General features: G+C 61.8%; 9 protein-coding genes. 6 read left to right on the top strand and 3 right to left on the bottom strand.

What is annotated here, in order from left to right:
• Window positions 1–6: 6 nt before the first annotated feature.
• The gene (locus WJU23_RS04325; protein ID WP_346331307.1) at window positions 7–1,239 is read right to left on the bottom strand and encodes a thymidine phosphorylase; all 1,233 of its coding nucleotides are present in this window, start codon (window positions 1,237–1,239) and stop codon (window positions 7–9) included.
• A gap of 128 nt (window positions 1,240–1,367) precedes the next feature.
• On the opposite strand from WJU23_RS04325, the gene WJU23_RS04320 reads away from it, so the two are divergent.
• From WJU23_RS04320 to WJU23_RS04300, 5 genes are all read left to right on the top strand, one after another.
• Window positions 1,368–1,547 carry a YezD family protein gene (locus WJU23_RS04320; protein ID WP_346331306.1) on the top strand — a complete coding sequence of 60 codons (180 nt, stop codon included), beginning with the start codon at window positions 1,368–1,370 and terminating at the stop codon, window positions 1,545–1,547.
• 45 nt (window positions 1,548–1,592) lie between these two features.
• Window positions 1,593–2,564 (top strand): CNNM domain-containing protein, encoded by a 972-nt coding sequence (locus WJU23_RS04315; protein ID WP_346331305.1) that lies wholly within the window; start codon window positions 1,593–1,595, stop codon window positions 2,562–2,564.
• Between the two features lie 259 nt (window positions 2,565–2,823).
• Entirely contained in the window at window positions 2,824–6,090 is a 3,267-nt protein-coding gene (locus WJU23_RS04310) for an autotransporter-associated beta strand repeat-containing protein (RefSeq protein ID WP_346331304.1), read from the top strand.
• A gap of 92 nt (window positions 6,091–6,182) precedes the next feature.
• Window positions 6,183–8,780 (top strand): VWA domain-containing protein, encoded by a 2,598-nt coding sequence (locus tag WJU23_RS04305; RefSeq protein WP_346331303.1) that lies wholly within the window; start codon window positions 6,183–6,185, stop codon window positions 8,778–8,780.
• Between the two features lie 85 nt (window positions 8,781–8,865).
• Complete coding sequence (locus WJU23_RS04300) at window positions 8,866–11,223, top strand: PSD1 and planctomycete cytochrome C domain-containing protein (RefSeq protein ID WP_346331302.1); 2,358 nt, start codon at window positions 8,866–8,868, stop codon at window positions 11,221–11,223.
• A 22-nt stretch (window positions 11,224–11,245) separates the two neighbouring features.
• On the opposite strand, the gene WJU23_RS04295 is transcribed toward WJU23_RS04300, so the two are convergent.
• Entirely contained in the window at window positions 11,246–12,037 is a 792-nt protein-coding gene (locus WJU23_RS04295; RefSeq protein WP_346331301.1) for a hypothetical protein, read from the bottom strand.
• 168 nt (window positions 12,038–12,205) lie between these two features.
• On the opposite strand from WJU23_RS04295, the gene WJU23_RS04290 reads away from it, so the two are divergent.
• On the top strand, window positions 12,206–13,675 hold the full coding sequence (locus WJU23_RS04290) for a family 10 glycosylhydrolase (protein ID WP_346331300.1): 1,470 nt from the start codon (window positions 12,206–12,208) through the stop codon (window positions 13,673–13,675).
• Between the two features lie 13 nt (window positions 13,676–13,688).
• On the opposite strand, the gene WJU23_RS04285 is transcribed toward WJU23_RS04290, so the two are convergent.
• On the bottom strand, window positions 13,689–14,987 hold the full coding sequence (locus WJU23_RS04285; protein ID WP_346331299.1) for a glucose-1-phosphate adenylyltransferase: 1,299 nt from the start codon (window positions 14,985–14,987) through the stop codon (window positions 13,689–13,691).
• Window positions 14,988–15,051 lie beyond the last annotated feature (64 nt).

The raw sequence follows: 15,051 nt of genomic DNA, 5'->3' as shown, positions 1-15,051 counted from the left end.
GTGTAATCATTCAATTTTAACACCGGCAGCGATTTGCGACTGCGCTGCCTCTGCCGCCGCCTGGGACCGGGCATGGATGCGCAGCAACACCTCACCCGCTTTGATTTCCTGGCCGACTTTGCGCAGCCTGTCCACGCCCACGGCAGGGTCCACCGGGTCGCTGGCCTTGGATCTGCCCGCGCCCAGAGCGAGCACCGCGCGGCCCACCGCGCCTGCATCCAGGCGGGTCAGCGTGCCGCTGCGGTCCGCCTTCATCTCATGGATGACAGGCGCGGCGTGGATGGCATGCAGCCGCTCCAGGCGGTCCGCCTTGCCGCCCTGGACGGTGACCATGTGCTGAAATTTGGCCCATGCGCGACCATCCATTAACATCCGTTTCAATTCTTCCCGCGATGAAATGGAGACCGCGCAGGCCAGGTCCAGCACCAGGTTTTCCAGATCCGCAGGGCCCTTGCCTTGCAGGCAGCGGATGCATTCGATGACTTCCAGCGCATTGCCTGCGGATTCGCCCGTGGGCTCATCCATGGGGCTCAGGCGCACGCTGGATCGTACACCCAGGGCGCGGCCCACATTGACCAGGCTTTCCGCCAGTTCATGGGCCTGCTCCCGTGTCTGCATGAAGGCTCCGCTGCCATACTTCACGTCCAGGATCAGCCGGTTCAATCCCTCGGCCAGCTTCTTGCCCATGATGCTGGAGGTCAGCAGCGGGATGCTCTGGATGGTGCCGGTGACATCGCGCAGGGCGTAGAGTTTTTTATCCGCCGGGCAGAGGTTCGCTGTCTGGCCTACCATCAGGCAGCCGGTGATGGGCAGGGTTTTATAAATCTCGGATTCGCTGAGCTGCGTGCGGAATCCGGGGATGGAATCCAGCTTGTCCAGCGTGCCGCCCGTAATGCCCAGGCCGCGCCCGGAGATCATGGGCACCCACAGGCCGTCGCAGGCCAGCAGCGGCGCGAGCACCAGGGAGGTCTTGTCGCCAATGCCGCCCGTGGAGTGCTTGTCCACCCGCATGGGAGCATCCGCCGGCCAGTGAAGGACGGTGCCGCTGCGCAGCATCGCCTCTGTGAGGGCAGCCGTTTCCTCCCCGCTCATGCCTTTGAAGAAGATGGCCATGGCCAGCGCGCTCATCTGGTAGTCCGGCATATCCCCGGCAGTGTACGCCTGGATCACGGCGCGGATCTGCTCGTCAGTCAGCGCGTGGCCGTCGCGCTTGGATTCAATAAGGGACGGGATTTGCATGGCTGTATTTAAACGTGGGCAGAGAGATTGTTCAAGCCGCTTGCTTTGAATGCGATTTTAATTCCTACTTGCGCAATGTAGTTTTAAAGGATATGGCATTTACACAACACCTCCCCGCCACATCTCCCATGACCCAGACACTCCCTGAAACTGAAGCCGAAACATGGCTGGAAATAGTGAAACAAAAAGTCGCCGCCATGCGCTTTGGCTCGGTCCAGATCATCGTCCATGAAGGCCGCGTCACCCAGGTGGAAAGCACCGAAAAGACCCGCCTGCCCAATGATCCCGCACCTCTCGGGCGGCGATAAAATGCCAGAACCGGACCACCGGACCTGCGCGATTCAGATCTGTCCATGACCCTCCTTATTCTTGTTCTCTGCGTTGTCTCTGTGCTGGGCATCTCCTTCCTCTGCTCGTTAACAGAGGCCGTCCTGCTCAGCCTGAACCCCCTGGACCTGAAGCTGCAGGAGAAAAAAGGCGTCCAGAATGCGGCCCGCTGGCTGGAATTGAAAAACCAAATCGAGCGTCCCATTTCCGCCGTACTGGTTTTTAACACCCTGGCCAATACCGGCCTGGCCAGCTTTGCCGGGGCTCTCTTCAGCGTCACCTACGGTGCCCATTGGTTATGGATGTTTTCCATTGTCATGTCAGTGCTCGTTCTCTTCGGCGGCGAGATGGCTCCGAAGATCCTGGGCGTGCACCAGGCGGACCGCTTCGCCCCGCGCCTGCTGCTGCCATTACGGATGATGATGTGGGCCTGCCATCCCGTGGTCCTGCTCATGGAAAAGTTCTGCGAAAAGTTCAAGTCCCGCTCCAATGGCGAATGCACCCAGAGCGACCACATCATGGACATCATCACCCTGGTGCAGGCGGCCAGGGCGGAAAAGCTTCTGCATAACCAGGAGGAGATCATCATGATCCACGCCGCCACCCTCAGCGCCCGCCGGGTGAAAACGGCCATGGTTCCCCAGGCCGCCGTGCGGGTGTTTGATTCTAACAAGACGTTTGCTGAAAACGTCGCCGTGCTCGGTCCTAAGCTGCATCGCAGCTATCCGGTGAGTGCGGACGGCAGATTCAATCACATCATTGGTTATGTACGCATCCGCGAGCTTTTTGTCCACAACCTCACCCACCCGGACACCGGCTGGACCCACCTCATCCGCCCCGCGCTGCGCCTCAGCGGCCACGCCTCCCTCACCCAGTTGCTCACCCAGTTTCTCGAGAAACAGGAGATCGCCTCCCTCGTCATTAAGCCTGATGGCAGCCTCAGCGGCTGGATCACCATGGACGATGTGATGAAAGTGCTCATGGGCGCAAAAGTCTGAACTTTTTTTTTGCAGCGCCATTTGACATCCATGCATTACACAATTAAATCCTATCATTCCAATATGAATTATTGTTTGCCTTTTTGAGCACGCACGATTCGCCGCCGATCCCAACACGGGAAGGCATCCAATGACTGTGAGGTGACCTCGCCAGCAGCGCCCTGAGTGGTCCTGATTTTCAGGACACGCAGCTCCAGCAAAACCGCTGCCGAGGCCATCCCCACCAGGGGCATCCACCCGGCGATTCCTCCCGCCGTCCATGTTCATCACCTCCCGTTTTTTCCTTTCTGCCCTCACGGTCAATGCCATCCTCACGTCCACTCTTCCGCCTCTCGCTGCGCAAACCGATAACACTCCTGGAGGCCCTTACGTCATCCAGACAGGCGAGTTGCGCATCGCCGCCGGGCTCACCGTTCCTGTCTCCAGCCTCACCATGGGCGGAGCCGCAGGGGAGGCCGCCGCTCTGACCCTGGAGGCCGGAGCCGTGCTGGATCTGGGTGGCAACATCACCTTTTCCAGCGTCAACACACCGCTCGCCGCCACCATTCAGGGCCCTGGCACGATCCACCTCAACGGCACGCGCACCATCGCAGTACAATACCTGGTCACTGACCCGGATCTCATCATTGAAACGGTCATCGCCGATGGCAGCGAATCCTCCGGCCTAACGAAAAGTGGCGGCGGCTCCCTTCTCCTCACCGGTGCCAATGCCTATACCGGAGCAACGGTCATTAACACCTCCGGCGGCAGCCTCATCGTCCAGGGAAACACAGCCTCCATTGCCGCCAGCAGCTCCCTGTCCATCGGCGCGGCCGCCATCGCCACCTTTGGGGATGCCGTCGTGGACACCGCCAGCGTCAACCGCATCGGCGACACGGCCTCCATCACATTAAACGGTGCCGCCGCCGGCGGTGCCACCTTCAATTACAATGGCCCGGATCTGGCCGTGGCAGGCACGCATGTGGAGACCGCCGGGGCGCTGACCTTTGCCGGTGACCACCGCAGCACGCTCTCCGTGCAGGCCGGGGCCGGGGATGCGGTGGAGCTCCGCTTCGCCTCCCTGAACCGCACCGAAAATGCCGTGGCCTATGTGCGGGCTCCACAGCTCGGCGCTGCCGCAGGCATAGCCGATTCCGCCCGCCTCTTTTTTGATGCCGCTCCTTCCCTCACCGGCGGCATCCTGCCCTGGGCCATTGTGGATGCCTCCGGCACCATCGCCTTTGCCACCTACGATCCGGTCAGAGGTCTCGCCCCCCAGACCGGCACCGTCGCACCGGCCAGCGCCACGGCAGGGGCCAATGTGCTCAAATCCACCGCCGGCACCGTTTCGCTGCCTAACAGCGTGTCCGTCAATTCCTGGACCGGCAGCGCCACAGGGGCCGTCAATCTCGGTCCCCCAGCCACCTTGGGCATCCAGAGCGGAGCCATGCTTTTCACGGTGAACAGCACCTTCAATAACGGCAGCCTGGATCTGGGCGGCAGCCATCCGGGCTACATCCACCTGGTCGGTTCCGCAGGCCTGACCGTGGTGATCAACAGCAGCCTGACCGGCAGCCAGGGGCTGACCCTCAGCGGCTCCGGCGCAGGCAATAAAATACTGACTCTCAGCGGCAGCAACACCCTCACCGGCGGTATCCAGGTTTATACCGGCATCCTGAACCTAACCTCCGCAGGCGCATTGAATGCCGACGGCAGCAACAGCCTCACAGTGCAGACCGGCGGCACCGTCCGCCTCAATGGCCATGACCTCACCGTCAGCAGCCTGAGCGGCTCCGGGGCCATCAGCAGCAACAGCGGCAGCCCCACCGGCGTTCTGCGCGTCCATGGCGGCGGCAGTTATACCGGCGTCCTTTCCAACGGGGCCAACGGTGCCCTGGCCCTGACCAAGAGCGGCAATGGTGCCCTGGTCCTGGGCGGCGTGAGCACCTACACCGGACCCACCATTGTCGAAAACGGCGTGCTCCACCTCAATGCCACCGGCGGCAATCCCGGCACCAATGGCCGCCTCACCGCCACCAGCAGCGTCCACATCCTGCAGGGCGCCACCCTGCGCATCAACAAAGGCAATGGCTCAGGCAACAGCAACCATCCAGACCGGCTCAACGATGCCGCCCCCATCACCCTGGCCGGTGGCACGCTCAATTTCACCGTCAATGGCAGCGACATCGTTTATTCGGAGACCCTCGGAGCCGTCACAGTCTCCGCCGGTTCCGCCCTCATTCAAACCAGCCAGGCCGGTGCCAATGGCACCTCCACCCTCACCCTCGCCACTTTGCCCCGTGAAAAAGGCTCCATGCTGAACTTCGGCGGTGCGGGCCTGGGAACCTCCCTGCGCAACCGCCTGGAGATCGGCGGACTGGAGGCCGGCTTCATCGGCGGCTGGGCCACCGTCGGCAATGAGTTTGCCAAATACGTCACCAACCTTGACGGCAGCCTGGCCAGCGTCACCGCCTTTGTGGCTGAAGATTACACCACCACTCACGCCAATGATGAAAGCGCTCCGTGGTCCGGCAGCCTGCACGTCAAGCCTGCCGCCGACCAGGGCGTGGCTCAAGGGATTAATACTTCCCTCCAGGTCCTCAGCCTGAACCTCACCGGCGGCATTGACCTGACCCAGGGCGGCGGCACGCTGAACCTCCTCAGCGGCGGCTTGCTCAAATCCGGCGGCGGCGTCAATGGCACCGGCACAGGTGGCATCAGCCGCATCAATGGCGGCACCCTCACCGCCGGCGGCAGCGCCGCTGAGTCCGAGCTTTTCATCCGTGTCACCGGGGCCAACCTGAACATCGGCTCCACGGTCACGGACAATGCCGGCGATGGCCGGGTGACCTTGGTCAAAAGCGGCGCAGGCACCCTGAACCTGACTGCGGCCAACACCTTCAGCGGCGGCGTTTACCTCAATGAAGGCACCCTGCGTGCCAACAACACCACCGGCTCAGGCACCGGCTCCGGCAGCATCCTCACCGCCCGCGGCAGCGTGCTGGGCGGCAATGGCTTCATCACTCCGATGGCGGATGCCAGCATCACCGTCAACGGCACCCTGTCCGTGGGCAATCTCAATGACACCGTGGCGCAAAACCTCACCCTGTCCGTCGGCGGCAGCGGCACTCTTTCTCTCCATGGCATCGTGCTCCTGGACCTCTTCACCAATGCCGGGGAGGGCACGCTGCATCCGTCCACCGCAGCGGATGTGCTCACCCTCCAGGCTCCCTCCTGGCAAAACATCAGCTTTGGCAGCAGTTCCACCCTTCAGGTCGTCACCGGGCTTCCTTCCACCAACTTTGTGGAGGGCGATTCTTGGAAGCTCTTTGACTGGGCAGGCATCACCGGCGGCACCGCACCAGTCCATGGCGAATACGGATTCGACCAGTATCTCCTGCCAGAACTGGCCCCCGGCCTGGCGTGGGATCTCTCGCAGCTCTACACCAGCGGCCTCATCCTCGTCATGGTTCCAGAGCCCGGACGCACTGCGCTGCTGCTGGGCGGTCTCCTCATCGCCTTCACCCGCCGCCGGCGGATGGCGTGAGACCCGCCCCGGACGTTTCCTTTCTTTCCTCCTCAGGATCCGCAATTCGCTTGGAAGTGCGGCATTTGTCCCTAGCATGACGTTTCATACACATGGACTGGGAATCGCCGAAACTTTTGCTGCTGGCTCTGCCGGCCATGGCCTTGCTGCTGTGGTTTGAGAACCGGTCCGCGCATCCCATGGAGGGGCTGCGCAAGCGCCTGCTGCTGGTGGTGCGCGCCCTCGGCGTCCTGCTGGCGCTGCTGGCCCTGGCCGGTCCGGCCCGGGTTTCCCAGACCGGTAAAAAAGCCCTCGGCATCGTCGTGGATGCCAGCCAGAGCATGGGCGCGGAGGGTTGGCAAAAGAGCCTGGTGGAAGCGAAGCGGCTGCAAAACGACCTCGGCTCCGAGGCGGAAAGTTTCATCGTCATGCTGGGGGCGCAGCCTGCACTTCTCCCCGAAGGACCGGAGCCGGACGTCACTCCTTTTCAGACCGCGCAGGGCGGCGACAGCCACTACAGCGCCGCCATCGAGTACGCCCAGGCCCTCTTTCCCGCCGGAGCCAGCCGGGACATCGTGCTCATTGGCGATGGCCACGAGACGCGCGGCAGCCTGCTGGAGGCCGCCCGCCAGGCCAGTGTCAGCGGCGTCCGCCTCCATGCCCTGCCCGTCGCCGGACCGCGCAAGCCGGATGCCCGCGTGCGGGAGCTCACCGCCAGCCGCAACCGTCTGAACGAAGGGGCCACGCTGAAGCTCACCGCCCAGCTCGAGTCCACCCTGGATGCGCAGGGCACCCTGCGCCTCTTTGAAAATGGCATCCAGGTGGAGCAGCGGCCCGTGACATTTAAAGCCGGTCAACCGCTGACAGAAACCTTCACCCGCACCCCCGGTGAACGAAACATCTTTAAATATCGCGCCGTGCTGGAAGGCATCAGCGCGGACAGCATCCCCGCCAACAACAGCGCCCTCACCCTGGTGGATGTGCGCGGACGGCTGCGCCTGCTTTATCTGGACAGCGACAACAGCGAGGCCGCCTACCTCCAGCAGGCCATGGCCAAAGAAGGCATCGAGCTGGACCTGCGCCAGCCCGGTAACATCCCAGGTAGCCTGGACCAGCTCTCCGGTTATGACGGCATCATCCTCAGCGACGTGCCTGCGCACCTGCTGGGGGAAGGCACCATGACGGCCATGCGGGACTACGTGGACAAACTGGGCGGCGGTTTCCTCATGCTTGGCGGGCCCAACAGCTTCGGCCTTGGCGGCTTTTACAAAACACCCATTGATGACATCCTCCCCGTCCGCCTCAAGGCGCCGGATGAAGAGGAAAAACAGAGCGCCGCCGTGGCCATCGTCATGGACCGCTCCGGCTCCATGGCGGGTGAAAAACTGGAGATGGCCAAGACCGCCTCCATCGCCACCGCAGAGGTCCTCGGGCGCAATGACTCCATCGGCGTCTATGCTTTCGACAGCGAGGCCCATGTCGTCGCCCCCATGACCCGGCTCACCTCCACCGCCACCGTCGCGGGCCAGATCTCCGCCGTCGCCGCCGGGGGCGGCACCAATCTGGAGCCCGCCTTTCTCCAGGCCCGCGATGCCCTCCGCCGCGTGAAGGCCAAGGTAAAGCACATGATCATCCTCACCGATGGACAGACCTCTGGCACTGGATATGAAGCCCTAGCCTCCCAGTGCCGGGGCGAGGGCATCACCATCTCCACCGTCTCCATTGGGGAGGGCTCCCACGTCGCGCTGCTCCAGGCCATCGCCAGCAGCGGCGGCGGCCAGTCTTACACCACTACGGATGCCAGCAGCATCAGCCGCATCTTCACCCAGGACACCCTCATGCACACCGGCCGCATGATGCGCGAGGAGCCGTTCATTCCAGAGCTCGTCGAAAAACATCCCATGCTCGTCGGGTTCGACTCCTGGACCTCGCCCGACCTTCTGGGGTATGTGAAGACCATCCGCAAATCCACCGCCCAGGTGCCTCTGGTGACGGATACGGGCGATCCTCTGCTGGCCCACTGGCGCTTCGGCCTGGGCAAGGTCACCGCCTTCACCAGCGATGCCAAAAGCCGCTGGGCCTCCCTTTGGATCGCCCGCTGGCCGGACTTCAGCCGCTTCTGGTCCCAGCTCCTGCGTGAGACCGCCCGCCCGCCGCAGGGCCGCCACATGGACCTGGCTGCGGAAATGCGCGGGGATGACGCCCGCATCCGCGTGGACCTCCAGCAGGATGCCGGCACCCGCGCCAACGATGCCCGCGTGCAGGCGGAAGTCTTCTTTGTCTCGGCAGATGCCCTGGGAGCCCCCTTGAAGCCTGTACAAAACCTTTCGTTAGGCCAGACCGGCCCCGGCCTCTACGAATCCGTCTTCCGCCCGGACCAGCCCGGCGTTTACCTCATCCGCGCGCAGAGTGGTGCCGAAACCGTCTCAGCCGGTCTGGTCCACAATCCGGGCAGCGAGGCCAGCCTGGGCACCGTCAATGAAACCTTGCTGCAACAGGCCACAAAACTCACGGGGGGCAAAGTCCTGCAACCCGGCCAGCAGCCCGATCTCAGCCAGACGCAGGCCGTCCAATACGTCGAGCTCTGGCCGCCTCTCATCCTCATGCTCCTGATCTTCTTCCTGCTGGATGCCGCCATTCGCCGGTGGGAGCACGTGCAGGGCATCTGGGAGCGCGCACTCCAGGCCATCCCGTCCAAGGCAAAGCTGTAGCAGCATCGCAGTCTAAAAAGCCAAGCTGCGCAAAACAGGCCGGTTCTTTGGCGTATAGGATGGATTGCTTATGCAGCCTTTCTCCATGCCTGCTTCTATCCGCCATGTCCTATGGGTGGCGCTTGCTTGCAGCCTGGGCACTGCCGGTGCCGCAGAGATGACTGCTGAAAGACGCGCTTTCTTTGAAGCCAGGATCCGGCCCGTGCTTGTAAAACAATGTTACGAATGCCACTCAGCGGGAGCCAGAAAGATCGGCGGCAAGCTGCTGCTGGACAGTCCCGGTGATATGCTGGAGGGCGGCGAATCCGGCACGGCCATGGTGCCCGGTGACCCGGATGAAAGCCTCATCATCCAGGCTCTGAAGTATGAGGGAATCGAGATGCCACCTGACAAGCCCCTGTCTGAGGGCGTGGTGCAGGATTTTATCACCTGGGTGAAGATGGGCGCACCGGACCCTCGCGAAGAGCGGCCCCGGCAGACGGACCGGATGACCGTTCATGATCCCGATTCTATTTGGGCTTATCAACCCGTGAAGGATCACGCGGTGCCAAAGGTAAAGAACAGTACCTGGCAGCGTGACCCTCTAGATGCTTTCATTCTGCAAAAGATCGAAGCCGCCGGACAGCATCCGGCCAGAGATGCCTCAGCGACCACTCTGGTCAGGCGCGTGTTCATTGACCTGACCGGCCTGCCACCGACGGCAAAGGAGGTTGATGATTTTGTCTCAGCGACTAACCAAGAGTCCAACCACGCGACCAACCCCTCCAAGGCCTATGAAAAGCTCGTGGACCGCCTGCTGCAAAGCCCGCACTTTGGCGAACGATGGGGGCGGCACTGGCTGGATGTGGCACGTTTTGGCGAGTCCAACGGCAATGACGGCCTGAGCCGCAATCCCAGCTTTCCCCATGCGTGGCGTTATCGTGATTACGTCATCCAGTCCTTCAATGAAGACACCCCTTATGACCGCTTCATCACAGAGCAGATCGCCGGAGACCTGATCCCTGCCGGGTCCCCTGCCCTGCGCGACCGGCAGCTCATCGCCACCGGCTTTTTAGCCCTGGGAGCCAAGCCGGCCAAGGCGATGAATGAGAACTTTGAGATGGATGTCGTCGCCGACCAGATCGGCGTCGTCGGGCATGGCATTATGGGATTGAGCGTCGCTTGTGCGCGCTGTCATGACCACAAAACCGACCCCATTTCCGCCCGCGATTATTACGCGATGGCCGGTATCTTCAAGAGCACGGAAACGCTTTGGGGCGCTGCGGCCATGCAGGGTCTCACAGCTCCGCAAACCGCCTTGCACGAGCTACGCGCCTCTCCTCCTGCAAAGCCCAGGGCGGAGATCGAGCCCGTCATCCTGGCCAACAAACCGCGCCGCACACCGGCTAAAGTGGTCCACACTTACAAGAACAGCGACAGTCTGGCCATGGGCGTGCGGGAGGCGAAGAAGATCGAAGACTGCAAACTGAACATAGACGGCGAATCCAAGCGACTCGGTGCCAGTGTCCCTCGCGGATTCCTGACCACCCTCGGCAGCCTGGACGTGGCCATCCCACCAACCGGTCAGCAGAGCGGCCGTCTCGAACTGGCCCAATGGCTCACGCATCCCAAACACCCTCAGACCGCGCGGGTCATGGTCAACCGCCTCTGGCTGCATCTCTTTGGTGAGGGCCTGGTGCGGACACCGGATGACTTTGGTGTCTATGGTGAAAGGCCGACCCACCCGGAGCTGCTGGATCATCTGGCTACCCGTTTCATCAAACAGGGCTGGTCAATGAAACGCATGATCCGTGACCTGGTTCTAAGCCGCACGTATCAGCAGGACAGCACCTGCGATGAAGCCCTGGTCAAAGCCGATCCCGACAACCTGCTGCAAGCCCGGCACAATCGCCGGCGGCTGGATGCGGAAGCATTAAGAGATGCCATTTTAAAAGCCAGCGGCAGCCTGGATGCCCGCCCCGGGCAGGGCTCTCTCATTCAGGCGCGCGATGTGCTCATCAATGAACTGGACCACCTGCACCAGCCCAGCCCGCACCGCAGTGTGTACCTGCTCATGCTGCGCAACTCCATGCCCCCGGAGCTGACGCCCTTTAACCTGCCGGACGGTACCGCCGTCACCGGCAGGCGTGATGTTTCCACCCTGCCCACTCAGTCGCTTTACCTGCTGAACAACCGCTTCCTGGTGGAACAGTCAGAGCAGTTTTCCAAACGTCTGATGCTTAAAGACGGCGACAACCACGATCAGCGGATCCACACCGCCTACCGCCTCGCTCTTGGCCGCGGCCCCACCACTGCCGAAAAAGAACGTGCCGCAGAATTCATCCGTGAAACAGACTTGCACCTGGTCTCAACCGTGGAGGGAGAAGCCGAACGCAGCCATCTCGTCTGGGCAGCCTTCGCCCAGGCTCTGCTGGCCAGCAGCGAAATGCGGTATGTGGACTGAGGCGAATGCCTGCGCATTCCTCTCACGCCCCCGGCTTCACCCAAGGTGCCGGAGCACCCTCTGGCTGCTGCATGGCTTCATTGCGCTGCGTTTGCATCAGCGCCTCCGCTTCAGCCGCCTTCTGCATCTCTTCCCGAATGTTCAAGGGCACACTGTTTTCACTGAGGGCGGGCAAAAGCGGATTCGGTCCCGCAGTCCACGGCCCCTGGTCAGGCAGTCCGGTTGCCAGCATGGCATTGGGGTTGGTGACACGGTGTTTACCAATGACTCGCAGACGTGTGCCCAGGAAATAAAAAACCGTATCGTCTTCCAGACCCTCAATGATCGTGCCTCCACGCTGCAGGATGGGCTTGCCCCGGAGCACCGCTTCGTCACCATTGATGAATGCCTCCTGGCAAAGAATCTTGGCTGAATCATCCGCTCCGGCTTCCAGGTACACTTTACCAGTGGCACGTACCTTCCGGGCACGGCCCTCTTTGTCGGATTTGATTACCTCAATGTTCTCCGCCGCCACACGGCCGTTGATGCCGAGGTCCAGGCTCTGCCCGGAGATCGTCTTGGCCTCCGCATAGTCCATGGTCAGCAAGAATGCCAGGTCCACCGGAGAGGTATCCGTACCAGGGGCCAGATCACCCTCTCCGGATGTTAAACTTACCAATTGTGCACCATTTGCAGCAGCCGTGTTGTCATCGCTGGTCTCCAGGGATTTCAGCTTCTCCAAAGCAGGCACCTCATATCCCGCACATCCCACCAGCAGCAGGCCCAGCACAGGCACTGTGCATAGCAGCAGACGATGGATGGAATTGGGTGGCATGGCGGGAACGTATATAACGCACTGTGAATAACGGCACGCAAAATGATACGTCTGAAATACCCTTTTTGGTGGTAAAGAAAGGGCTTAGCCAGTCAGCCTGCAGCTGATATCTGACAGCCGCCATCCCTTTTGCCCAGTGCGCCCGAATCCTTCCGCCCCTTTCCTTCCATGCGCTTCCTCGTTTCCTTGCTCCTTCTTTCCATTCTCCAGGCCCCGGCACAAACCACGGTCCCGCTTCCCGCGCGGGAGCTGCGGGGTTCATGGATCGCCACTGTCCACAACATCAACTGGCCCAGCGAGCCCGGCCTCCCCGCCACCCGACAGAAAGAGCAGCTCCAGCGCCTCATCCAGAGCGCCCATGACCATGGCCTGAACTGCCTCATCTTTCAGGTCCGCCCTGCCGGGGACGCGCTCTACGATTCCAACATCGAGCCTTGGTCCCCCTACCTCAGCGGCCTCATGAGCCTCCCCCCCTCCCCCAAATGGGACCCTCTCGAATTCGCCATCCAGGAGGCGCACCGCCTTGGCATGGAACTGCACGCCTGGTTCAATCCCTACCGCGCACTCGCCGGGGACAAGCACAGCCCCAGCGCCGACCACATCCGCCGCACCAAACCCGAATGGACCGTCAAATACGGCCGCGACTGGTGGATGAACCCTGGCATCCCGGAGGTACGCCAGCGTGCCGTGGATGTGATCCTGGACGTGACCCGCCGCTATGATGTGGATGGCATCCACATGGATGACTACTTCTACCCCTATCCCATCACCGGCGCGGACAAAAAGCCGGTTCCCTTTAACGACGCAGCCGCCTATGCCCAATACAATGGGCTGGGCGGCATGACCCAGAGTCTGACTGCCTGGCGCCGTCAAAATGTGGACGAAACCGTCCGCGCCATCTACACCGGCATCAAGGGCATCAAACGCACCGTCAAATTTGGCATCAGCCCCTTCGGCCTCTGGCGGCCCAACCATCCCGAAGGCACCGGCGGCGGCCTGGACCCCTATGAGGAACTCGGGGCCGACAGCCGCAAGTGGCTGCAGCAGGGCTGGGTGGACTACCTCACTCCGCAGCTCTACTGGACCATTGACCGCCCCAAGCTCGGCTTCACCACCTACTACGACTGGTGGCTGGAGCAAAACACCGCCGGCCGCCACATCTGGCCCGGCATGAACAGCAGCAAAGTCGGCGACGACCGCAACGCAGGCGAGATCCTCAAACAGATCAGCGTATTGCGCGAGCGCGGCCTGCGCATGACGCCCGGCCACTTCCACTGGAACTTCGGCGCCCTGGACAAAAATCTCGGCAAGCTCGGCACTTATGCAAAGGAACGCGCCTATAACATCCACGCCCTGCCGCCCGCCAGCCCCTGGCTCAGCAACGTCGCCCTGCCCGCCCCATTGATCGAAAAGTTCGCCGAAGGCAAACGCTTCCGCTGGGGTTTCAAAGACGTCCGCTGGGAAGGCTACAGCCGCTGGTGGGTCATCCAGGCCATGATTGAGGGCAAATGGCGAACCGTCGAAGTCACCTTCAAAGACCAAAAGGAGCTCGCCTGGCCCGCCAACGCCAGCGCCGTTGCCGTCCGCGCCGCCGGAAAATCCTGGGAGGTCGGCGAGGCGGCGGTGGTGGGCCGCTGATTTCCGGAAGGTCTTAAATCCAGGTTCCCGCCGGAATCACCGTGTCCTTCGGAATCACCACGATGCCATCGCGGATATAGAACAGCTCGCTGTCCATGTTCTCCGGCTTCCCTTCAGGAGTGATGACCACATTGTCCCCAACGTGGACGTTTTTATCCAGGATGACCTTTTCAATCCGGCAGTTGCGGCCAATCCCGGGTGCCGGTTTGGTCAGATCCGTCCCTGCCGCCCCCGCATAATAGTCCGCTCCCATGATGACGGTATCCCGGATGGTCGTGCCTGTCTCGATAATGGACCGGATGCCGATGACCGCTGTCTCCACATGCGCATCCGTAATGATGCACCCGTCTGAAATCAGCGCCTCGCGGATCACCGCGCCATTAATCTTCGTCGCCGGCAGGAAGCGGGCGTGGGTAAAGATCGGGGCCGACGAATCAAAGAAGTCATACTGCGGCACCAGCTTGCATAGGTCCAGGTTCGCCTGGAAAAAGCTGCGGATCGTCCCGATGTCCTCCCAGTAGCCCTGGAAGTTATAGGAGTGCACCTTGTAGTTCTTCAGCGCGGCCGGGATGATATGCTTGCCAAAGTCCATGCAGTCATTGTCCAGGCTTTCGATCAGCGCTTTGCGGTTGAAAACGTAAATCCCCATGGAGGCCTGGTAGGCAGGTTCATCCACCGGCAGCCCCAGTTCCTTCAGCGTTTCCGCCGGCATGCGGAAGTCTTCCAGAACCGCAGGGTCCTTCGGCTTCTCCACAAATTCATGGATCCGGCCCGTCGCATCCGCCTTCATGATGCCGAAGCTCGTCGCATCCGTCGCATTGACCGGCAGCGTCGCGATCGTCAGTTCCGCCCCAGTCATCAAATGCTGGTCCATCACCTTGCGGAAGTCCATCCTATAGAGCTGGTCACCGCTCAGGATCAGGAAATACTCATGATCCCCTTCCAAAAAGTATCGCAAATTTTGCCGCACCGCATCCGCCGTCCCCTGGTACCAGCGCTCCCCCTGCGGCGTCTGCTGCGCCGCCAGCACCTCAATAAACCCGCGCGTAAACTCATCAAACTGATACGTCCGCGCGATGTGCCGGTTCAGCGAGGCACTGTTATACTGCGTCAGCACATACACCTGCCGCACACCGGAATTGATGCAGTTGCTGATCGGGATGTCCACGATGCGGTACTTCCCCGCCAGCGGCACCGCCGGCTTCGCCCGGTCCTTCGTTAGCGGGAACAGGCGGGTTCCCGCCCCGCCGCCCATCACGATGGCCAGGGTGGAGCGTCGCAGGAGGGCATCAGTTTCGATTCGTGTGGGCATGAGGTCAGGATCAGTAAGGGTTGAAGCAGTTTTCCTTGAAACAAGACGCTGAGGCAAGCGTTTC

This window comes from Prosthecobacter sp. SYSU 5D2 (assembly GCF_039655865.1).
Lineage (GTDB): Bacteria > Verrucomicrobiota > Verrucomicrobiia > Verrucomicrobiales > Verrucomicrobiaceae > Prosthecobacter.
Note: the sequence above shows the minus strand (reverse complement) of the source record. Positions and strands in the feature narration are given on the sequence as shown.